This is a genomic window from Enterobacter cloacae complex sp. S3 (genome assembly GCF_014930495.1).
GTDB classification, from domain to species: Bacteria; Pseudomonadota; Gammaproteobacteria; order Enterobacterales; family Enterobacteriaceae; genus Enterobacter; species Enterobacter asburiae_B.
In genome coordinates this window covers 67048-87272 of sequence record NZ_JADBRD010000045.1, presented here as the reverse complement: position 1 = coordinate 87272, position 20225 = coordinate 67048, and the positions used below count along the sequence as shown (strand labels likewise).

20 protein-coding genes are annotated in these 20225 nt (G+C 53.7%); all 20 read left to right on the top strand.

The genetic code is table 11. From position 1 onward, the window contains the following. Positions 1-51 precede the first annotated feature (51 nt). The 20 genes from asnC (at position 52) to phoU (ending at position 20159) form a co-directional block, all read left to right on the top strand. Positions 52-510: a transcriptional regulator AsnC gene (gene asnC / locus IM317_RS21235; protein ID WP_023333916.1), complete on the top strand. Its 459-nt coding sequence runs from the start codon at positions 52-54 to the stop codon at positions 508-510. Positions 511-600: 90 nt separating this feature from the next. Beyond that, entirely contained in the window at positions 601-1050 is a 450-nt protein-coding gene (mioC, locus tag IM317_RS21230; RefSeq protein WP_023309786.1) for an FMN-binding protein MioC, read from the top strand. Between the two features lie 374 nt (positions 1051-1424). Continuing rightward, the gene (gene mnmG, locus IM317_RS21225) at positions 1425-3314 is read left to right on the top strand and encodes a tRNA uridine-5-carboxymethylaminomethyl(34) synthesis enzyme MnmG (protein WP_014072433.1); all 1890 of its coding nucleotides are present in this window, start codon (positions 1425-1427) and stop codon (positions 3312-3314) included. Positions 3315-3421: 107 nt separating this feature from the next. Beyond that, positions 3422-4045: a 16S rRNA (guanine(527)-N(7))-methyltransferase RsmG gene (rsmG, locus tag IM317_RS21220; protein WP_023309787.1), complete on the top strand. Its 624-nt coding sequence runs from the start codon at positions 3422-3424 to the stop codon at positions 4043-4045. A gap of 616 nt (positions 4046-4661) precedes the next feature. Further along, positions 4662-5042 (top strand): F0F1 ATP synthase subunit I, encoded by a 381-nt coding sequence (atpI, locus tag IM317_RS21215; RefSeq protein WP_008500194.1) that lies wholly within the window; start codon positions 4662-4664, stop codon positions 5040-5042. 8 nt (positions 5043-5050) lie between these two features. Next, positions 5051-5866, top strand: coding sequence for a F0F1 ATP synthase subunit A (gene atpB, locus IM317_RS21210; RefSeq protein ID WP_023309789.1), 816 nt, complete (start codon positions 5051-5053; stop codon positions 5864-5866). A gap of 49 nt (positions 5867-5915) precedes the next feature. Beyond that, on the top strand, positions 5916-6155 hold the full coding sequence (gene atpE / locus IM317_RS21205) for a F0F1 ATP synthase subunit C (protein ID WP_000429386.1): 240 nt from the start codon (positions 5916-5918) through the stop codon (positions 6153-6155). Between the two features lie 48 nt (positions 6156-6203). Further along, positions 6204-6674, top strand: coding sequence for a F0F1 ATP synthase subunit B (gene atpF / locus IM317_RS21200; protein ID WP_014072436.1), 471 nt, complete (start codon positions 6204-6206; stop codon positions 6672-6674). Between the two features lie 14 nt (positions 6675-6688). Next, positions 6689-7222: a F0F1 ATP synthase subunit delta gene (gene atpH, locus IM317_RS21195; RefSeq protein WP_023309790.1), complete on the top strand. Its 534-nt coding sequence runs from the start codon at positions 6689-6691 to the stop codon at positions 7220-7222. A 12-nt stretch (positions 7223-7234) separates the two neighbouring features. After that, positions 7235-8776, top strand: a complete 1542-nt coding sequence (gene atpA, locus IM317_RS21190) for a F0F1 ATP synthase subunit alpha (protein ID WP_006808751.1) — start codon at positions 7235-7237, stop codon at positions 8774-8776. Positions 8777-8827: 51 nt separating this feature from the next. After that, a complete protein-coding gene (gene atpG / locus IM317_RS21185; protein WP_008500191.1) occupies positions 8828-9691 on the top strand; it encodes a F0F1 ATP synthase subunit gamma in 864 nt (287 codons plus the stop codon). A 31-nt stretch (positions 9692-9722) separates the two neighbouring features. Then, complete coding sequence (gene atpD, locus IM317_RS21180; RefSeq protein ID WP_006177559.1) at positions 9723-11105, top strand: F0F1 ATP synthase subunit beta; 1383 nt, start codon at positions 9723-9725, stop codon at positions 11103-11105. Positions 11106-11125: 20 nt separating this feature from the next. Beyond that, a complete protein-coding gene (locus IM317_RS21175) occupies positions 11126-11545 on the top strand; it encodes a F0F1 ATP synthase subunit epsilon (RefSeq protein ID WP_193362523.1) in 420 nt (139 codons plus the stop codon). Positions 11546-11683: 138 nt separating this feature from the next. Beyond that, the gene (glmU, locus tag IM317_RS21170; protein WP_033144363.1) at positions 11684-13054 is read left to right on the top strand and encodes a bifunctional UDP-N-acetylglucosamine diphosphorylase/glucosamine-1-phosphate N-acetyltransferase GlmU; all 1371 of its coding nucleotides are present in this window, start codon (positions 11684-11686) and stop codon (positions 13052-13054) included. Positions 13055-13416: 362 nt separating this feature from the next. After that, complete coding sequence (gene glmS, locus IM317_RS21165; RefSeq protein ID WP_033144362.1) at positions 13417-15246, top strand: glutamine--fructose-6-phosphate transaminase (isomerizing); 1830 nt, start codon at positions 13417-13419, stop codon at positions 15244-15246. 321 nt (positions 15247-15567) lie between these two features. Next, positions 15568-16608, top strand: a complete 1041-nt coding sequence (gene pstS / locus IM317_RS21160; RefSeq protein ID WP_008500186.1) for a phosphate ABC transporter substrate-binding protein PstS — start codon at positions 15568-15570, stop codon at positions 16606-16608. Positions 16609-16736: 128 nt separating this feature from the next. Beyond that, positions 16737-17696 (top strand): phosphate ABC transporter permease PstC, encoded by a 960-nt coding sequence (gene pstC / locus IM317_RS21155; protein WP_024907883.1) that lies wholly within the window; start codon positions 16737-16739, stop codon positions 17694-17696. Beyond that, positions 17696-18586, top strand: a complete 891-nt coding sequence (gene pstA / locus IM317_RS21150) for a phosphate ABC transporter permease PstA (protein ID WP_023309794.1) — start codon at positions 17696-17698, stop codon at positions 18584-18586. Before pstC ends, pstA begins: the two co-directional genes overlap by 1 nt. Positions 18587-18633: 47 nt before the next feature. Further along, positions 18634-19407: a phosphate ABC transporter ATP-binding protein PstB gene (gene pstB / locus IM317_RS21145; RefSeq protein WP_010426574.1), complete on the top strand. Its 774-nt coding sequence runs from the start codon at positions 18634-18636 to the stop codon at positions 19405-19407. Between the two features lie 26 nt (positions 19408-19433). Then, the gene (gene phoU, locus IM317_RS21140; RefSeq protein WP_008500182.1) at positions 19434-20159 is read left to right on the top strand and encodes a phosphate signaling complex protein PhoU; all 726 of its coding nucleotides are present in this window, start codon (positions 19434-19436) and stop codon (positions 20157-20159) included. The last annotated feature ends 66 nt before the right edge of the window (positions 20160-20225 follow it).

Below are 20225 nucleotides of genomic sequence, written 5' to 3'. Positions count from 1 at the left end.
AAAATTAAACGCTAGAATAGAGTGATTCATTAATCTTCATAAGAAAAAGCTATGGAAAATTATCAGATCGACAATCTCGACCGCGGCATCCTGGAGGCGTTAATGGCCAATGCCCGTACCGCCTACGCCGAACTGGCAAAACAGTTTGGCGTCAGCCCGGGAACCATTCACGTCCGCGTAGAGAAGATGAAACAGGCGGGGATCATTACCGGCGCACGCATTGACGTCAGTCCTAAACATCTCGGTTACGACGTCTGCTGCTTCATCGGCATCATTCTTAAAAGCGCCAAAGACTACCCTTCCGCCCTGGCGAAGCTGAACGCGCTGGATGAAGTCACCGAGGCGTATTACACCACCGGACATTACAGCATCTTTATTAAAGTCATGTGCCGATCCATCGACGCCCTCCAGCAGGTACTTATCAACAAGATCCAAACAATCGATGAAATTCAGTCCACCGAGACGCTGATCTCCCTGCAAAACCCGATCATGCGTACCATCCGCCCGTGATCGGGCAAATTCATTCCCACATTTTCCACAGGTAGATCCCAGCTCGTTCACAGCGTACAATGGCCGTCTCTTTATCTGGGCGAGCGATCAATGGCGGACATTACCCTTATCAGCGGCAGCACCCTTGGTGGTGCGGAATACGTAGCGGAACACCTGGCTGAAAAGCTGGAAGATGCGGGCTTTTCTACTGAAACCCTGCACGGTCCGTTGCTTGAAGATCTCCCGACTGACGGGGTCTGGCTGCTGATCACCTCCACGCACGGCGCGGGCGATCTGCCGGATAACCTGCAACCTTTATATGACGAACTGCTGGAACAGCAGCCCGACCTGTCAAACGTCCGTTTTGGCGCGGTGGGGATCGGCAGTCGTGAATATGACACCTTTTGCGGGGCAATAGAGAAAGTTGAAGCCGCTGTTACCTCTTGTGGAGCAAAACAGCTGGGTGAAACGCTCAAGATCAACATCCTCGATCATGACATTCCGGAGGATCCAGCCGAGATCTGGCTCGCGGAATGGAAAAATTTACTCAAAAACGATTAAAGATCGCGCGAACAGATGTGGATAACTCTGGTTAAAAGCTCGTATTAACCCGTAGTTATCCAAAGAGCAACTGTTGTATCGTTTTTGACCTGTGCATAAAGTCGCGATCTGATCCCAGCTTATACTGTCCAGGATCACCGATCATTCACAGCAAACGATCCTTTCTAACTGCATGATCTTCTTTGTGAGATCGGACTTATCCACACATGTTCGCGATCCTAATAAGAGATCACAATAAAACAGATCTCTAAATAAAAAGATCTTCTTTTTAATAGCCCAGGATCCCAATGCTTTCTCGAAAGACTAAAGTTGAGTAGAATCCACGGCCCGGGCTTCAATCCATTTTCATACCGCTTTACGCGAGGCAGACCACCATGTTTTATCAGGATCCTTTTGACGTCATCATCATTGGCGGGGGTCATGCAGGCACTGAGGCCGCAATGGCCGCAGCGCGTATGGGTCAGCAGACCCTGCTTTTGACACACAATATCGACACGCTGGGACAAATGTCCTGTAATCCGGCGATTGGCGGCATTGGGAAAGGACACCTGGTAAAAGAAGTGGATGCACTTGGCGGCCTGATGGCGAAAGCGATCGATCATGCTGGCATCCAGTTTAGGATACTAAACGCGAGTAAAGGTCCCGCTGTGCGTGCGACCCGAGCTCAGGCAGACCGCGTGCTTTACCGTCAGGCTGTGCGTACCGCGCTGGAGAACCAGCCGAACCTGATGATCTTCCAGCAGGCGGTTGAAGATCTTATCGTTGAGAACGATCGCGTCGTGGGCGCCGTGACCCAGATGGGCCTCAAGTTCCGCGCGAAAGCCGTGGTGCTGACCGTGGGCACCTTCCTGGACGGTAAAATTCATATCGGTCTGGATAACTACAGCGGTGGCCGTGCTGGCGATCCGCCGTCTATTCCACTGTCTCGCCGTCTGCGTGAACTGCCGCTGCGCGTCAGCCGCCTGAAAACCGGTACTCCGCCGCGTATTGATGCGCGCACCATTGATTTCAGCGTGCTGGCGCAACAGCACGGTGATAACCCCATGCCGGTTTTCTCGTTCATGGGCAATGCGGCACAGCATCCTCAGCAGGTACCGTGCTACATCACGCATACCAACGAGAAAACCCATGACGTGATCCGTAATAACCTCGATCGCAGCCCCATGTATGCTGGCGTGATCGAAGGGATCGGCCCACGCTACTGCCCGTCGATCGAAGACAAAGTGATGCGCTTTGCCGATCGTAATCAGCACCAGATCTTCCTGGAGCCGGAAGGGCTGACCTCAAACGAAATTTACCCGAACGGCATCTCCACCAGCCTGCCGTTCGATGTGCAGATGCAAATTGTTCGCTCAATGCAGGGGATGGAGAATGCGAAAATCGTTCGTCCCGGCTACGCTATTGAGTACGATTTCTTCGATCCGCGCGACCTGAAGCCAACCCTGGAAAGCAAATTCATCCACGGTCTGTTCTTCGCGGGGCAGATTAACGGCACTACCGGCTACGAAGAAGCGGCTGCACAGGGCCTGCTTGCCGGTCTGAACGCCGCGCGCTTCTCTGCTGAGAAAGAGGGCTGGGCACCAGGCCGTTCTCAGGCGTATCTGGGCGTGCTGGTTGACGATCTCTGCACGCTGGGTACCAAAGAGCCGTACCGTATGTTTACCTCTCGCGCGGAATATCGCCTGATGCTCCGCGAAGATAACGCCGACCTGCGTCTGACCGAAATGGGCCGCGAGCTGGGTCTTGTCGATGACGAGCGCTGGGCGCGCTTCAACGAAAAGCTGGAGCGCATTGAACAGGAACGTCAGCGCCTGAAAACTACCTGGGTGAATCCGCAGGCGGAAACCGCTGCCGAAGTAAACGCTCACTTAACAGCGCCGCTGTCGCGCGAAGCCAGCGGGGAAGATCTGCTGCGCCGTCCTGAAGTCACCTACGAGAACCTGGTCAAACTGACCGCGTTCGCGCCGGGCCTGGAAGACGCTGAAGCGGCAGAGCAGGTTGAGATCCAGGTGAAGTACGAAGGTTACATCGCGCGTCAGCAGGATGAGATCGAAAAACAACAGCGTAACGAAAACACGCTGCTGCCAGAAATGCTGGACTACCGCCAGGTGACGGGCCTTTCCAACGAAGTGATCGCCAAGCTGAACGATCACAAACCGGTATCGATCGGCCAGGCATCCCGTATCTCCGGCGTCACGCCTGCGGCGATTTCCATTCTCCTGGTCTGGCTGAAAAAGCAGGGCATGCTGCGCCGCAGCGCGTAATGCCCAGAACATTGCCCGGTGGCGCTGCGCTTACCGGGCCTGATGAACCCGTAGGGCGGGTAAGCGAAGCGCCAACCGCCATCTAAGTTTTCCAACAGGTATTCACCGTGCTCAACAAACTCTCTCGTCTGCTGGATCAGGCAGGTATTTCGCTCACCGATCACCAGAAAAATCAGCTGGTGGCCTATGTCGATATGCTGAACAAATGGAACAAAGCGTACAACCTGACCTCAGTACGTGACCCCAACGAGATGCTGGTACGCCATATTCTCGATAGCATCGTGGTTGCCCCCTGGCTGAAAGGTGAGCGTTTTATCGACGTGGGGACGGGGCCAGGTTTACCGGGCGTTCCGCTGTCGATTGTTCGCCCTGAGAGCCACTTCACGCTACTGGACAGCCTCGGCAAGCGCGTGCGCTTTTTACGTCAGGTACAGCATGAGCTGAAGCTTGAGAACATCACGCCCGTGCAGAGCAGGGTAGAGGAGTTCCCGGCAGAGCCGCCGTTTGACGGGGTTATCAGCCGCGCGTTTGCTTCACTCAATGACATGGTGAGCTGGTGTAAGCACTTGCCTGCAGAGAATGGCCGCTTTTATGCGCTGAAAGGGCAGTTGCCAGGCGATGAAATTGAACAGCTCCCGGACGGTTTTGCTGTTGAATCCATCGAGAAATTACACATTCCTCAGCTCGATGGGGAGCGTCATCTGGTGATAATTAAGCCAAACAATTTTTAAAAAATTAATAAAAAATGTGGAATTTGTGCTGTTCTTCGCATGTTAAAAAACAGCACAAAGACAGAGGATTTACCGTCGGGCTTTTAACCTCTTTTTCACTAAGGTTTTTCTTATGGTTAACCTGGCGACTTTTATTCACCGAGAAGATAGTCATCTGTGAAAATATAAGTCTGCTAAAAGTGGAAGGCAGTAACCAGAACGCAATGTTAATTATTTATTAAGAATGTCAATAAAACGTTTTTATTGTGTACTGGGCTGTTTTGAAAATAGTTACGACATTTTGCGTTTAATTTCATAAAGATAAATTTGCGCGATTTGCGCCTTTGATAAATACAACCTTATCGCAAATGTGTGTTTTGTGATCTCGTGCACGCTTTATCGCCAACGTTTTCGCGCTGTTTGCAGTTTTGGTCGAAGGTTGACGCTTTCAGCGAAAGTTAAAAAATAGCGGTGGGGAAAAATATTTAAACATTTATTCACCTTTTCGCTACTTAATGTTTGAAATCACGGGTGCGCACCGTATAATTTGACCGCTTTTTGATGCTTGACTCTGAGCCTTAAAGGACGTTTTATACGACACGCGGCATACCTCGAAGGGAGCAGGAGTAAAAACGTGATGTCTGTGTCGCTCTTGAGTAGAAACGTTGCTCGTAAGCTTCTGTTCATTCAGTTTCTGGCTGTGATAGCAAGTGGACTGCTGTTTAGCCTCAAAGACCCCTTCTGGGGCATCTCCGCCGTGTGCGGGGGTTTGGCGGTTGTGCTGCCAAACGTGTTGTTTATGATTTTTGCCTGGCGTCATCAGGCGCATACACCTGCCAAAGGCCGCGTGGCCTGGTCCTTCGCCCTCGGCGAAGTGTGTAAGGTGTTGCTGACCTTTGCTCTACTGGTGATGGCGCTGGCGGTTTTGAAAGTGGTCTTCATGCCGCTGATAGCAACGTGGGTTTTGGTGCTGGTGGTACAAGTTCTGGCTCCAGCTGTAATCAATAACAAAGGGTAAAAGGCATCATGGCTTCAGAAAATATGACGCCGCAGGATTACATAGGTCACCATCTGAATAACCTTCAGCTGGACCTGCGTACATTCTCGCTGGTGGATCCACATAACCCCCCGGCCACCTTCTGGACGATCAACATCGACTCCATGTTCTTCTCGGTGGTTTTGGGTCTTCTGTTCCTGGCCATGTTCCGCGGTGTTGCTAAACGAGCGACCAGCGGTGTACCAGGGAAATTCCAGACATTCATCGAAATGATCATCGGCTTCGTCCATGGCAGCGTCAAAGACATGTACCATGGTAAGAGCAAGCTGATTGCTCCGCTGGCCCTGACCGTGTTCGTTTGGGTCTTCCTGATGAACCTGATGGACCTGCTGCCAATCGACCTGCTGCCGTTCATCGGCGAGCACATCTTCGGCCTGCCTGCGCTGCGTGTTGTACCGTCTGCGGACGTGAACATCACCCTGTCGATGGCGCTGGGCGTATTTATCCTGATTCTTTTCTACAGCATCAAAATGAAAGGCGTAAGCGGCTTTGTGAAAGAGCTTACCTTGCAGCCGTTCAACCACTGGGCGTTTATTCCGGTCAACCTGATCCTGGAAGGCGTTAGCCTGCTGTCCAAACCTGTTTCACTGGGTCTGCGACTGTTCGGCAACATGTATGCGGGTGAGCTGATTTTCATTCTGATCGCGGGTCTTCTGCCGTGGTGGTCACAGTGGATTCTGAATGTGCCATGGGCCATTTTCCACATCCTGATCATTACGCTGCAAGCCTTTATCTTCATGGTTCTGACGATCGTCTATCTGTCGATGGCGTCTGAAGAGCACTGATTTTTTACCAACACTACTACGTTTTAATTGAAACAAACTGGAGACTGTCATGGAAAACCTGAATATGGATCTGCTGTACATGGCTGCCGCTGTGATGATGGGTCTGGCGGCTATCGGTGCTGCGATCGGTATCGGCATCCTCGGGGGCAAATTCCTGGAAGGCGCAGCGCGTCAACCTGATCTGATTCCTCTGCTGCGTACTCAGTTCTTTATCGTTATGGGTCTGGTGGATGCTATCCCAATGATCGCTGTAGGTCTGGGTCTGTACGTGATGTTTGCTGTCGCGTAGTAGTTGTTTTAAAACCCTAAGCCACAGAAATTAAAGAGGTATTGTGCTGTGAACATGAACGCAACAATCCTCGGCCAGGCCATCGCGTTTATTCTCTTTGTCTGGTTCTGCATGAAGTATGTATGGCCGCCTTTAATGGCTGCCATCGAAAAACGTCAGAAAGAAATTGCTGACGGTCTGGCTTCCGCAGAACGCGCTAAGAAAGATTTGGACCTTGCACAGGCCAACGCGACAGACCAGCTGAAAAAAGCGAAAGCTGAAGCTCAGGTAATCATTGAACAGGCTAACAAACGCCGTTCTCAGATCCTGGACGAAGCCAAAGCTGAAGCAGAACAGGAACGTACTAAGATCGTGACACAGGCTCAGGCAGAAATTGATGCTGAGCGTAAACGTGCTCGTGAAGAACTGCGTAAGCAGGTTGCGATTCTGGCTGTTGCTGGCGCCGAGAAGATCATCGAACGTTCCGTGGATGAAGCTGCTAACAGCGACATCGTGGACAAACTTGTCGCTGAACTGTAAGGAGGGAGGGGCTGATGTCTGAATTTGTTACGGTAGCTCGCCCCTACGCCAAAGCAGCTTTTGACTTTGCTGTCGAACACCAAAATGTCGATCGCTGGCAGGATATGCTGGCGTTTGCCGCTGAGGTGACGAAAAACGAACAAATGGCTGAGTTGCTTTCCGGTGCGTTAGCACCTGAAACTCTCGCCGCGTCGTTTATCGCCGTGTGCGGAGAGCAACTGGATGCCAACGGCCAGAACCTGATTAAGGTGATGGCAGAAAATGGTCGTCTCCGTGTGCTCCCGGATGTTCTCGAGCAGTTTGAGCACTTACGTGCCCTTAGTGAAGCAACCGCTGAAGTCGAAGTGACTTCTGCGACTGAACTGAGTAATGAACAGCTTGCGAAAATCACCGCCGCGATGGAAAAACGTCTGTCACGCAAAGTTAAGCTGAATTGCAAAATCGATAAGTCTGTAATGGCAGGCGTAATCATCCGTTCGGGTGATATGGTCATTGATGGCAGCGTACGCGGCCGTCTTGAACGCCTTGCAGACGTCTTGCAGTCTTAAGGGGACTGGAGCATGCAACTGAATTCCACCGAAATCAGCGAACTGATCAAGCAGCGCATTGCTCAGTTCAGTGTTGTGAGTGAAGCTCACAACGAAGGTACTATTGTTTCTGTAAGTGACGGTGTTATCCGCATCCACGGCCTGGCCGATTGTATGCAGGGTGAGATGATTTCCCTGCCGGGTAACCGTTACGCTATCGCACTGAACCTGGAGCGCGACTCCGTAGGTGCAGTTGTGATGGGTCCATACGCTGACCTCGCCGAAGGCATGAAGGTTAAGTGTACTGGCCGTATTCTGGAAGTGCCGGTTGGCCGTGGCCTGCTGGGTCGCGTTGTTAACACCCTGGGTGCGCCAATCGACGGTAAAGGTCCGGTTGAGCACGATGGCTTCTCCCCAATCGAAGTTATCGCACCAGGCGTTATCGACCGTCAGTCCGTAGATCAGCCTGTTCAGACAGGTTATAAGTCCGTTGATGCCATGATCCCAATTGGTCGTGGTCAGCGTGAACTGATCATCGGTGACCGTCAGACCGGTAAAACCGCGATGGCTATCGACGCCATCATCAATCAGCGTGACTCCGGCATCAAATGTGTGTACGTGGCTATCGGCCAGAAAGCGTCCACCATTTCTAACGTGGTTCGTAAACTGGAAGAGCACGGCGCACTGTCTAACACCATCGTTGTGGTAGCAACTGCGTCTGAATCTGCTGCACTGCAATACCTGGCGCCATACGCCGGTTGCGCAATGGGCGAATACTTCCGTGACCGCGGTGAAGATGCACTGATCGTATACGATGACCTGTCTAAACAGGCTGTTGCTTATCGTCAGGTTTCCCTGCTGCTCCGTCGTCCACCTGGACGTGAAGCGTTCCCTGGCGACGTATTCTACCTCCACTCTCGTCTGCTGGAGCGTGCTTCCCGCGTTAACGCGGAATACGTCGAGAACTTCACCAAAGGTGAAGTGAAGGGTAAAACGGGCTCTCTGACCGCTCTGCCGATCATTGAAACCCAGGCGGGTGACGTTTCTGCGTTCGTTCCGACCAACGTAATCTCCATTACCGATGGTCAGATCTTCCTGGAAACCAACCTGTTTAACTCCGGTATTCGTCCGGCGGTTAACCCGGGTATCTCCGTATCCCGTGTTGGTGGTGCTGCTCAGACCAAGATCATCAAGAAACTGTCCGGTGGTATCCGTACCGCGCTGGCACAGTATCGTGAACTGGCTGCGTTCTCTCAGTTCGCATCCGATCTGGACGAAGCAACCCGTAAACAGCTGAGCCACGGTCAGAAAGTGACCGAGCTGCTGAAGCAGAAACAGTACGCACCAATGTCTGTTGCTCAGCAGGGCCTGGTACTGTTCGCGGCAGAACGCGGTTACCTCGAAGATGTGGAACTGGCGAAAATCGGTAGCTTCGAAGCCGCTCTGCTGGCTTACGTCGACCGTGATCACGCTCCGCTGATGCAAGAGATCAACCAGACCGGTGGCTATAACGACGAAATCGAAGGCAAGCTGAAAGCTATCCTCGATTCCTTCAAAGCAACCCAATCCTGGTAATCGTCCGGCGGCTTGTCTCAGGACAAGCCGCCTGGCATTGAGGAGAAGCTCATGGCCGGCGCAAAAGAGATACGTAGTAAGATCGCAAGCGTCCAGAACACGCAAAAGATCACTAAAGCGATGGAGATGGTCGCCGCTTCCAAAATGCGTAAATCGCAGGATCGCATGGCGGCCAGCCGTCCTTATGCAGAAACCATGCGCAAAGTGATTGGTCACCTTGCAAACGGTAATCTGGAATATAAGCACCCTTACCTGGAAGAACGCGACGTTAAGCGCGTGGGCTACCTGGTGGTGTCGACCGACCGTGGTCTGTGTGGCGGCTTGAACATTAACCTGTTCAAAAAACTGCTGGCGGATATGAAAGCATGGTCTGAAAAAGGCGTTCAGTGCGATATCGCAATGATCGGCTCTAAAGGCGTCTCTTTCTTTAACTCCGTTGGTGGCAACATTGTCGCTCAGGTGACCGGTATGGGTGATAACCCGTCCCTGTCCGAACTGATCGGCCCGGTTAAAGTGATGTTGCAGGCCTATGATGAAGGCCGTCTGGACAGACTGTACGTTGTCAGCAACAAATTCATTAACACCATGTCTCAGGTTCCAACGCTCACTCAGATGCTGCCGTTACCGGCATCAGAAGATGACGAGCTGAAGCAAAAAGCCTGGGATTACCTGTATGAACCCGATCCGAAACCGCTGCTGGATACCCTGCTGCGTCGTTACGTTGAATCTCAGGTTTATCAGGGCGTTGTAGAAAACCTGGCCAGCGAGCAGGCCGCACGAATGGTGGCGATGAAAGCCGCGACCGATAATGGCGGCAGCCTGATTAAAGAGCTGCAGTTGGTTTACAACAAAGCTCGTCAGGCCAGCATTACTCAGGAACTCACCGAGATCGTCTCGGGGGCCGCCGCGGTTTAACCAGGTTTACGAATTACGTAGAGGATTCAAGATGGCTACTGGAAAGATTGTCCAGGTAATCGGCGCCGTGGTGGACGTCGAGTTCCCTCAGGACGCCGTACCACGCGTGTACGACGCGCTTGAGGTACAGAATGGTAACGAGAGCCTGGTGCTGGAAGTTCAGCAGCAGCTCGGCGGCGGTATCGTGCGTACCATCGCTATGGGTTCTTCCGACGGTCTGCGTCGTGGTCTGGAAGTAAAAGACCTTGAGCACCCGATCGAAGTCCCGGTAGGTAAAGCAACACTGGGTCGTATCATGAACGTATTGGGTCAGCCAATCGACATGAAAGGCGACATCGGTGAAGAAGAGCGTTGGGCTATCCACCGCGCAGCACCTTCCTACGAAGAGCTGTCAAGCTCTCAGGAACTGCTGGAAACCGGTATCAAAGTTATCGACCTGATGTGTCCGTTCGCGAAGGGCGGTAAAGTCGGTCTGTTCGGTGGTGCGGGTGTTGGTAAAACCGTAAACATGATGGAGCTGATCCGTAACATCGCGATCGAGCACTCCGGTTACTCCGTGTTTGCGGGCGTAGGTGAACGTACTCGTGAGGGTAACGACTTCTACCACGAAATGACCGACTCCAACGTTCTGGACAAAGTATCCCTGGTTTACGGCCAGATGAACGAGCCACCTGGAAACCGTCTGCGCGTTGCGCTGACCGGTCTGACGATGGCTGAGAAGTTCCGTGATGAAGGCCGTGACGTTCTGCTGTTCGTTGATAACATCTATCGTTACACCCTGGCCGGTACGGAAGTATCTGCACTGCTGGGTCGTATGCCTTCAGCGGTAGGTTATCAGCCTACGCTGGCGGAAGAGATGGGTGTTCTTCAGGAACGTATCACCTCTACCAAAACCGGTTCTATCACCTCCGTTCAGGCGGTATACGTACCTGCGGATGACTTGACTGACCCATCTCCAGCAACCACCTTTGCGCACTTAGATGCAACCGTGGTACTGAGCCGTCAGATCGCGTCTCTGGGTATCTACCCGGCCGTTGACCCGCTGGACTCCACCAGCCGTCAGCTGGATCCACTGGTTGTTGGTCAGGAACACTACGACACCGCGCGTGGCGTACAGTCCCTGCTGCAGCGTTACCAGGAACTGAAAGACATCATCGCCATCCTGGGTATGGATGAACTGTCTGAAGAAGACAAACTGGTGGTAGCACGTGCGCGTAAGATCCAGCGCTTCCTGTCCCAGCCGTTCTTCGTTGCGGAAGTATTCACCGGTTCTCCGGGTAAATACGTTTCCCTGAAAGACACCATCCGTGGCTTTAAAGGCATCATGGAAGGCGAATACGATCACCTGCCGGAGCAGGCGTTCTACATGGTTGGTTCCATCGACGAAGCCGTGGAAAAAGCCAAAAAACTTTAACGCCTTAATCGGAGGGTGATATGGCAATGACTTACCACCTGGACGTCGTCAGCGCAGAGCAACAAATGTTCTCTGGTCTGGTCGAGAAAATCCAGGTAACGGGTAGTGAAGGTGAACTGGGTATTTTCCCGGGTCACGCACCGCTGCTCACCGCCATTAAGCCTGGTATGATCCGCATCGTTAAACAGTTCGGTCACGAAGAGTTTATCTATCTCTCCGGCGGCATTCTTGAAGTGCAGCCTGGCAGTGTGACCGTTCTGGCCGATACCGCTATCGGTGGACAGGATCTCGACGAAGCGCGAGCCCTGGAATCGAAGCGTAAGGCTGAAGAGCACATTAGCAGCTCTCATGGTGACGTGGATTACGCTCAGGCGTCTGCGGAGCTGGCCAAAGCGATCGCGAAACTGCGCGTTATCGAGTTGACCAAAAAAGCGATGTAACACCGGCTTGAAAAGCACAAAAGCCAGTCTGGATACCAGGCTGGCTTTTTTTTTCGGCCTTAATTCATGATGAAAAAGATGTAGAATTTTAAGCATCAAACGTTTTTACTTCACACTCAAACTACCGTCAGGATGCGTATGTCAAACAGTGCGATGAGCGTGGTGATCCTTGCCGCTGGCAAAGGGACCCGCATGTATTCCGATCTGCCTAAGGTGCTCCACACGCTTGCAGGAAAGCCAATGGTGCAGCATGTCATTGATGCAGCGAACGAACTGGGTGCCGGTCAGGTCCACCTGGTCTACGGCCACGGCGGCGATCTGCTTAAAAAGACGCTGAGCGATGACAAGCTCAACTGGGTGCTTCAGGCCGAACAGCTGGGCACAGGCCATGCGATGCAGCAGGCTGCGCCTTTCTTTGCGGATGACGAAGACATTTTGATGCTCTACGGCGATGTCCCGCTGATCTCCGTTGAAACCCTGACTCGCCTGCGTGAAGCCAAACCGCAGGGCGGTATCGGTTTGTTGACCGTCGTGCTGGACGATCCAAGCGGTTATGGCCGCATCACCCGTGAAAACGGCAACGTCACGGGTATTGTTGAGCATAAAGATGCCAGCGACGAACAGCGCCAGATTCAGGAGATCAACACCGGTATTCTGATTGCCAGTGGCGCGGACATGAAGCGCTGGCTGTCTCAGCTCAACAACAACAACGCACAGGGTGAATTCTACATCACCGACATCATTGCGATGGCGTACCAGGAAGGACGTGAGATTGCGGCGGTTCATCCGGCGCGCATCAGCGAAACCGAAGGGGTGAATAACCGTCTTCAGCTTTCCCGCCTGGAGCGCGTTTATCAGTCCGAGCAGGCCGAAAAACTGCTGCTGGCGGGCGTGATGCTGCGCGATCCGGCGCGTTTCGATCTGCGTGGTTCGTTATCTCACGGTCGTGACGTTGAAATTGATACGAACGTTATCCTCGAAGGTCACGTCACGCTGGGCAATCGCGTCAAAATTGGCGCCGGCTGCGTGATTAAAAACAGCGTCATCGGCGACGACTGCGAAATCAGCCCGTACAGCGTGGTAGAAGATGCTCGTCTGGATGCGGCCTGTACCATCGGCCCGTTTGCGCGTCTGCGCCCGGGCGCTGAGCTGCTGGAAGGCGCTCACGTGGGTAACTTCGTGGAAATGAAAAAAGCGCGTCTGGGTAAAGGCTCGAAAGCCGGTCATCTGACCTATCTGGGCGACGCGGAAATTGGCAATAACGTGAATATTGGTGCAGGGACTATTACCTGTAACTATGACGGTGCGAATAAGTTTAAAACCATCATCGGTGACGACGTGTTCGTTGGCTCCGATACGCAGCTGGTGGCGCCTGTTACCGTGGGTAACGGGGTGACTATCGCCGCCGGAACAACCGTTACGCGCGATGTGGCCGAGAACGAGCTGGTGTTAAGCCGCGTGCCGCAGGTCAGCAAGCAGGGCTGGAAACGCCCGGTGAAGAAAAAGTAACGGATTTACCCCTCACCCTAACCCTCTCCCCATAGGGGAGAGGGGATCGTTCGGTGCGGTGTTTTTCTCCCTCGCCCCTTTGGGGAGAGGGCCGGGGTGAGGGGATAATATAATCCTCCCCCCACAAGCAGTACCCATAAAAATAACCCCACTCTCTACAAGGCTCGGGGTGCCCGGAAAGGGCGTTACCCAAAGGATTTCGCGTTGTGGCAAGGCGGCAAGCGTATGAGTCCATGGGAGCTTACTTAAGTAAGTGACCGTGGCGAGTACGAGAAGCCAACGCAGCCGCAGCGTGAAAGACGCAGGGAAAATACAGGTCAGCGACAACGCAGGCATAATGCCTAAATTCGGAATCTAAAATTATGTGTGGAATTGTTGGCGCAGTTGCGCAGCGTGATATTGCTGAAATCCTTCTCGAAGGTTTACGTCGTCTGGAATATCGTGGTTACGACTCTGCCGGTCTGGCTGTCGTCGATGCAGAAGGTCATATGACCCGTCTGCGTCGTCTCGGTAAAGTGCAGATGCTGGCCCAGGCCGCGGAAGAACATCCGCTGCACGGTGGTACCGGTATTGCGCACACCCGCTGGGCGACGCACGGCGAACCGTCTGAAGGTAACGCGCACCCGCATGTGTCTGAACACATCGTGGTCGTGCACAACGGCATTATCGAAAACCACGAACCGCTGCGCGAAGAACTGAAAGCGCGCGGCTACACCTTCGTCTCTGAAACTGACACCGAAGTGATTGCTCACCTGGTGCACTGGGAGCTGGAGCAGGGCGGTACACTGCGTGATGCGGTGCTGCGTGCTATCCCTCAGCTGCGCGGTGCGTACGGTACGGTGATCATGGATTCCCGCGATCCGTCCACATTGCTGGCCGCGCGTTCCGGTAGCCCGATGGTTATCGGTCTGGGCATGGGCGAAAACTTCATCGCTTCTGACCAGCTGGCGCTCCTGCCGGTCACTCGTCGCTTTATCTTCCTCGAAGAGGGTGATATCGCGGAAGTGACCCGTCGCAGCGTGACCGTCTTCGATACCAAAGGCGAGCAGGTGAAACGTCAGGAGATCGAATCGAATCTGCAGTACGACGCGGGCGACAAAGGCGCTTACCGTCACTACATGCAGAAAGAGATTTACGAGCAGCCAAACGCCATCAAAAACACGCTGACCGGGCGTATCAGCCACGGTGAAGTGGATCTGAGCGAGCTGGGCGCAAACGCGAACGAACTGCTCGGCAAGGTCGAGCATATTCAGATCGTGGCCTGCGGCACCTCCTACAACTCCGGTATGGTTTCTCGCTACTGGTTTGAATCCCTGGCGGGCGTGCCGTGCGATGTGGAAATCGCGTCTGAATTCCGCTATCGCAAATCCGCGGTGCGTCGTAACAGCCTGATGATCACCCTTTCCCAGTCCGGCGAAACGGCGGATACGCTGGCAGCGCTGCGTCTGTCTAAAGAGCTGGGTTACCTGGGCTCGCTGGCTATCTGTAACGTTCCTGGCTCATCGCTGGTGCGTGAGTCCGATCTGGCGCTGATGACCAAAGCGGGCACAGAAATCGGTGTGGCCTCCACCAAAGCGTTTACCACTCAGCTGACCGTTCTGCTGATGCTGGTGGCGAAGCTTGCGCGTCTGAAAGGTGAAGATGCGTCCGTTGAGCACGAAATCGTTCACGGCCTGCAGGCGCTGCCGAGTCGTATTGAGCAGATGCTGTCTCAGGACAAACGCATTGAAGCGCTGGCGGAAGATTTCTCCGACAAACATCACGCCCTGTTCCTGGGTCGTGGGGATCAGTATCCGATTGCGCTGGAAGGCGCGCTGAAGCTGAAAGAGATCTCCTACATTCACGCTGAAGCCTATGCGGCTGGCGAGCTGAAGCACGGCCCGCTGGCGCTGATTGACGCGGATATGCCGGTCATCGTTGTGGCACCAAACAACGAACTGCTGGAAAAACTGAAGTCTAACATCGAAGAAGTGCGCGCCCGCGGCGGTGTTCTGTACGTCTTCGCCGACAAAGATGCCGGTTTTGTCAGCAACGACAACATGCATATCATCGAGATGCCGCATGTGGAAGAGGTGATTGCACCAATCTTCTACACCGTTCCGCTGCAGCTGCTGGCTTATCACGTTGCCCTGATCAAAGGCACCGACGTTGACCAGCCGCGTAACCTGGCGAAATCGGTTACCGTAGAATAATCCCTTCAGGCTCCACCTTCGGGTGGAGCTTTTTTATCCTGCCCGGCTTGTTTTTAATCAATCCTTTCTCGTTTTTAATAATGACAATTTGTCATCTTCAGCTACTTTTTTCAGTGTCACATAAAGAAAATATTTCTGAAAACGCCTTGTCATAAAAGCGGCTAACGCGATGAAAAATAAGCTTTCTTTTGCTTATTTTTAAGTGAAATTTACGTTGTAATAAAACTGTCATAATTTGTACATTTATCTGTCACCTGTTTGTCCTATTTTGCTCATCGTAGCCACTAAACAACGATTTACGAAAATCTTGCAGGAGACATTATGAAAGTTATGCGTACCACTGTCGCAACTGTTGTCGCCGCGACCTTATCTCTGAGCGCGTTCTCTGTATTTGCAGAAGCAAGCCTGACTGGCGCTGGTGCAACCTTCCCTGCGCCGGTGTATGCCAAATGGGCGGATACCTACCAGAAAGAAACCGGTAACAAGGTTAACTATCAGGGTATCGGCTCCTCCGGTGGCGTTAAACAAATTACCGCGAACACTGTTGATTTCGGCGCATCAGACGCTCCGCTGTCTGATGACAAGCTGGCTCAGGAAGGCCTGTTCCAGTTCCCTACCGTGATCGGCGGTGTGGTTCTGGCCATCAACCTGCCGGGCGTGAAGTCGGGTGAGCTGGTGCTGGACGGCAAAACGCTGGGTGACATCTACCTGGGCAAAATCAAAAAATGGGATGACGAAGCGATCGCTAAACTCAACCCAGGCCTGAAGCTGCCTTCTCAGAACATCGCCGTGGTTCGCCGCGCGGATGGTTCCGGTACCTCTTTCGTGTTCACCAGCTACCTGGCAAAAGTGAACGAAGAGTGGAAATCTAAAGTCGGCTCCGGCTCTACCGTTAACTGGCCAACCGGTCTGGGCGGTAAGGGTAACGACGGTATCGCCGCGTTCGTACAGCGTCTGCCTGGCTCAATTGGTTACGTAGAGTATGCGTACGCTAAGCAGAACAACCTGTCCTACACCAAACTGGTTTCAGCCGACGGCAAACCGGTTAGCCCGACCGAAGAGAACTTTGCTAACGCGGCGAAAGGCGCTGACTGGAGCAAATCCTTCGCGCAGGATCTGACTAACCAGAAAGGCGAAGGTGCATGGCCAATCACCTCTACCACCTTCATCCTGGTTCACAAAGAGCAGAAGAAACCTGAGCAGGGCGCCGAAGTGCTGAAGTTCTTCGACTGGGCGTACAAAAACGGCGGCAAACAGGCTAACGCCCTGGATTACGCCACCCTGCCGGACAACGTGGTTGAGCAGATTCGCGCTGCATGGAAAACCAACGTGAAAGACAGCAGCGGTAAAGCGCTGTACTAACAGGATATATTTAACGAAGATGGCGGGTGGCGCTGCGCTTACCCGCCCTACGGTTTAAGCTGTAGGCCCGGTAAGCGTCAGCGCTACCGGGCATATTCGTAAAAACGTCTCAAACAGAAGAGTAATTTATGGCTGCAACCAAGCCTGCATTTAACCCTCCGGGTAAAAAAGGTGACATGATTTTCAGCGCGCTGGTGAAACTGGCTGCGCTGATTGTGCTATTGCTGCTGGGCGGCATTATCGTGTCTCTGATTTTCTCCTCATGGCCGAGCATCCAGAAATTCGGTTTTTCCTTCCTGTGGACCAAAGAGTGGGACGCGCCGAACGACATCTACGGTGCCCTGGTGCCGATTTACGGCACGCTGATGACCTCGTTCATCGCCCTGCTGATTGCGGTTCCGGTGAGCTTTGGTATTGCCCTGTTCCTGACGGAGCTGGCACCGGGCTGGCTGCGACGCCCGCTGGGTATTGCCATCGAACTGCTGGCGGCTATTCCAAGTATCGTTTACGGCATGTGGGGCCTGTTCATCTTTGCTCCGCTGTTCGCAACGTATTTCCAGGAACCGGTCGGTAACGTGCTTTCCGCCATTCCGTTTGTGGGGGCCCTGTTCTCTGGCCCGGCTTTCGGTATCGGCATTCTGGCGGCAGGTGTGATCCTCGCCATCATGATTATTCCGTACATTGCGGCGGTTATGCGCGATGTCTTCGAACAAACGCCGGTGATGATGAAAGAGTCGGCCTACGGCATCGGCTGCACCACCTGGGAAGTTATCTGGCGCATTGTCCTTCCGTTCACCAAAAATGGGGTGATCGGGGGCGTGATGCTGGGCCTGGGTCGTGCGCTGGGTGAAACCATGGCGGTCACCTTTATCATCGGTAACACCTACCAGCTCGACAGCGCGTCGCTCTACATGCCGGGTAACAGTATTACCTCGGCGCTGGCGAATGAATTTGCGGAAGCGGAATCGGGGCTGCACGTGGCGGCGCTGATGGAGCTGGGTCTGATTCTGTTTGTTATCACCTTTATTGTTCTGGCGATTTCCAAGCTGATGATTATGCGCCTCGCTAAAAATGAGGGGGCACGCTAATGGCAACTCTCGAAATGCAAGCAACCGCTGAACTGGCGGAATCCCGCCGCAAAATGCAGGCCAGACGCCGCATGAAAAACCGTATTGCCCTGTCGCTCTCTATGGCGACGATGGCATTCGGCCTGTTCTGGCTGGTCTGGATCCTCTTCTCGACGGTCGTTCGCGGGATTGACGGGATGTCACTGTCGCTTTTCACCGAAATGACGCCGCCGCCGAACACGGCGGGTGGTGGCCTGGCGAATGCCCTGGCGGGCAGCGGCTTGCTGATCCTCTGGGCGACGGTCTTCGGCACGCCGCTGGGCATCATGGCGGGTATCTACCTGGCTGAATACGGTCGTAAATCCTGGCTGGCGGAAGTCATTCGCTTCATCAACGACATTCTGCTGTCTGCACCTTCTATCGTCGTGGGTCTGTTTGTTTACACCGTGGTGGTGGCGCAGATGGAACACTTCTCCGGTTGGGCGGGTGTTATTGCCCTGGCGCTGCTGCAGGTGCCGATTGTTATTCGTACCACCGAGAACATGCTGAAACTGGTGCCGGACAGCCTGCGCGAAGCGGCTTATGCGCTGGGTACGCCGAAATGGAAGATGATCTCTGCGATTACGCTGAAGGCGTCCGTCTCCGGGATCATGACCGGTATCCTGCTGGCAGTTGCGCGTATCGCGGGTGAAACGGCGCCGCTGCTGTTTACGTCTCTCTCCAACCAGTTCTGGAGCACGGACATGATGCAGCCGATCGCCAACCTGCCGGTGACGATCTTTAAATTTGCGATGAGCCCATTCGCGGAATGGCAGCAGCTGGCCTGGGCCGGGGTGCTGATCATTACCCTTTGCGTACTGTTGCTGAACATTCTGGCGCGCGTCATTTTCGCGAAGAAGAAACACGGTTAATTTTTTACGGCGCGGCAGCTCGCGGCGCCGAATGAGGAAATGAGTCAATGAGTATGGTTGATACTGCCCCGGGTAAGATTCAGGTTCGTGATTTGAACTTCTACTACGGCAAATTCCATGCCCTGAAGAACATCAACCTGGATATCGCGAAGAACCAGGTCACGGCATTTATCGGTCCGTCCGGCTGTGGGAAATCCACGCTGCTGCGCACCTTTAACAAAATGTATTCGCTCTATCCGGAGCAGCGCGCTGAGGGTGAAATCATCCTGGACGGTGAAAACATTCTGACCCAGGCGCAGGATATCGCCCTGCTGCGCGCCAAAGTGGGGATGGTGTTCCAGAAACCAACGCCGTTCCCGATGTCGATTTACGACAACATCGCGTTTGGCGTGCGTCTGTTTGAAAAACTCTCCCGTGCCGATATGGACGAGCGCGTGCAGTGGGCTTTGACCAAGGCCGCATTATGGAACGAAACCAAAGATAAGTTGCACCAGAGCGGTTACTCTCTCTCCGGTGGTCAGCAGCAGCGTCTGTGCATTGCGCGCGGTATTGCTATTCGCCCGGAAGTGTTGCTGCTGGATGAGCCGTGTTCAGCGCTGGACCCGATCTCAACCGGCCGTATTGAAGAGCTGATCACCGAGCTGAAGCAGGATTACACCGTGGTTATCGTGACCCATAACATGCAGCAGGCTGCGCGTTGTTCCGATCACACGGCGTTTATGTACCTGGGCGAGTTGATTGAGTTCAGCGATACGGACGCGCTGTTCACCAGGCCCGCGAAGAAACAAACCGAAGATTATATTACTGGCCGCTACGGTTGATTTGCCTTAGTGCATGTGGAGAAACCATGGACAACCTCAATCTTAATAAACACATTTCCGGCCAGTTCAACGCAGAGCTGGAAAGCATTCGCACCCAGGTAATGACCATGGGCGGCATGGTCGAGCAGCAGCTTTCTGATGCGATTACGGCAATGCACAACCAGGACAGCGAGCTGGCGAAGCGCGTCATTGAAGGCGATAAAAACGTCAACATGATGGAAGTCGCTATCGACGAGGCCTGCGTGCGCATTATCGCGAAACGTCAGCCGACGGCGAGCGACCTGCGTCTGGTGATGGCGATCATCAAAACCATCGCCGAGCTGGAGCGTATTGGTGACGTTGCGGATAAAATCTGCCGCACCGCGCTGGAGAAGTTCTCTCAGCAGCACCAGCCGCTGCTGGTGAGCCTGGAGTCGCTGGGCCGCCACACCGTGCAGATGCTGCACGACGTGCTGGATGCTTTTGCGCGTATGGACCTGGACGAAGCGGTGCGTATCTACCGTGAAGACAAGAAGGTCGACCAGGAGTATGAAGGCATCGTGCGTCAGCTGATGACCTACATGATGGAAGATTCACGTACGATCCCAAGCGTACTGACCGCCCTGTTCTGCGCGCGCTCTATTGAGCGTATCGGCGACCGCTGCCAGAACATTTGCGAATACATCTTCTACTTCGTGAAAGGTCAGGACTTCCGTCACGTGGGCGGCGACGAGCTGGACAAGCTGCTGGCGGGTAAAGATCCGAAAGAGTGATTTTACCCTCACCCTAACCCTCTCCCACAGGGAGAGGGGACAATTCGGTTTTCTCCCTCTCCCCAG

What these genes read in the sequence shown, in the direction of transcription:
- pstS (WP_008500186.1), top strand. Translation starts at nt 15,568, where the DNA reads ATGAAAGTTATGCGTACCACTGTCGCAACTGTTGTCGCCGCGACCTTA.
- glmU (WP_033144363.1), top strand. Translation starts at nt 11,684, where the DNA reads ATGTCAAACAGTGCGATGAGCGTGGTGATCCTTGCCGCTGGCAAAGGG.
- mioC (WP_023309786.1), top strand. Translation starts at nt 601, where the DNA reads ATGGCGGACATTACCCTTATCAGCGGCAGCACCCTTGGTGGTGCGGAA.
- pstC (WP_024907883.1), top strand. Translation starts at nt 16,737, where the DNA reads ATGGCTGCAACCAAGCCTGCATTTAACCCTCCGGGTAAAAAAGGTGAC.
- atpD (WP_006177559.1), top strand. Translation starts at nt 9,723, where the DNA reads ATGGCTACTGGAAAGATTGTCCAGGTAATCGGCGCCGTGGTGGACGTC.
- asnC (WP_023333916.1), top strand. Translation starts at nt 52, where the DNA reads ATGGAAAATTATCAGATCGACAATCTCGACCGCGGCATCCTGGAGGCG.
- atpH (WP_023309790.1), top strand. Translation starts at nt 6,689, where the DNA reads ATGTCTGAATTTGTTACGGTAGCTCGCCCCTACGCCAAAGCAGCTTTT.
- pstA (WP_023309794.1), top strand. Translation starts at nt 17,696, where the DNA reads ATGGCAACTCTCGAAATGCAAGCAACCGCTGAACTGGCGGAATCCCGC.
- pstB (WP_010426574.1), top strand. Translation starts at nt 18,634, where the DNA reads ATGAGTATGGTTGATACTGCCCCGGGTAAGATTCAGGTTCGTGATTTG.
- mnmG (WP_014072433.1), top strand. Translation starts at nt 1,425, where the DNA reads ATGTTTTATCAGGATCCTTTTGACGTCATCATCATTGGCGGGGGTCAT.
- atpI (WP_008500194.1), top strand. Translation starts at nt 4,662, where the DNA reads ATGTCTGTGTCGCTCTTGAGTAGAAACGTTGCTCGTAAGCTTCTGTTC.
- atpB (WP_023309789.1), top strand. Translation starts at nt 5,051, where the DNA reads ATGGCTTCAGAAAATATGACGCCGCAGGATTACATAGGTCACCATCTG.
- atpE (WP_000429386.1), top strand. Translation starts at nt 5,916, where the DNA reads ATGGAAAACCTGAATATGGATCTGCTGTACATGGCTGCCGCTGTGATG.
- atpG (WP_008500191.1), top strand. Translation starts at nt 8,828, where the DNA reads ATGGCCGGCGCAAAAGAGATACGTAGTAAGATCGCAAGCGTCCAGAAC.
- glmS (WP_033144362.1), top strand. Translation starts at nt 13,417, where the DNA reads ATGTGTGGAATTGTTGGCGCAGTTGCGCAGCGTGATATTGCTGAAATC.
- atpA (WP_006808751.1), top strand. Translation starts at nt 7,235, where the DNA reads ATGCAACTGAATTCCACCGAAATCAGCGAACTGATCAAGCAGCGCATT.
- phoU (WP_008500182.1), top strand. Translation starts at nt 19,434, where the DNA reads ATGGACAACCTCAATCTTAATAAACACATTTCCGGCCAGTTCAACGCA.
- IM317_RS21175 (WP_193362523.1), top strand. Translation starts at nt 11,126, where the DNA reads ATGGCAATGACTTACCACCTGGACGTCGTCAGCGCAGAGCAACAAATG.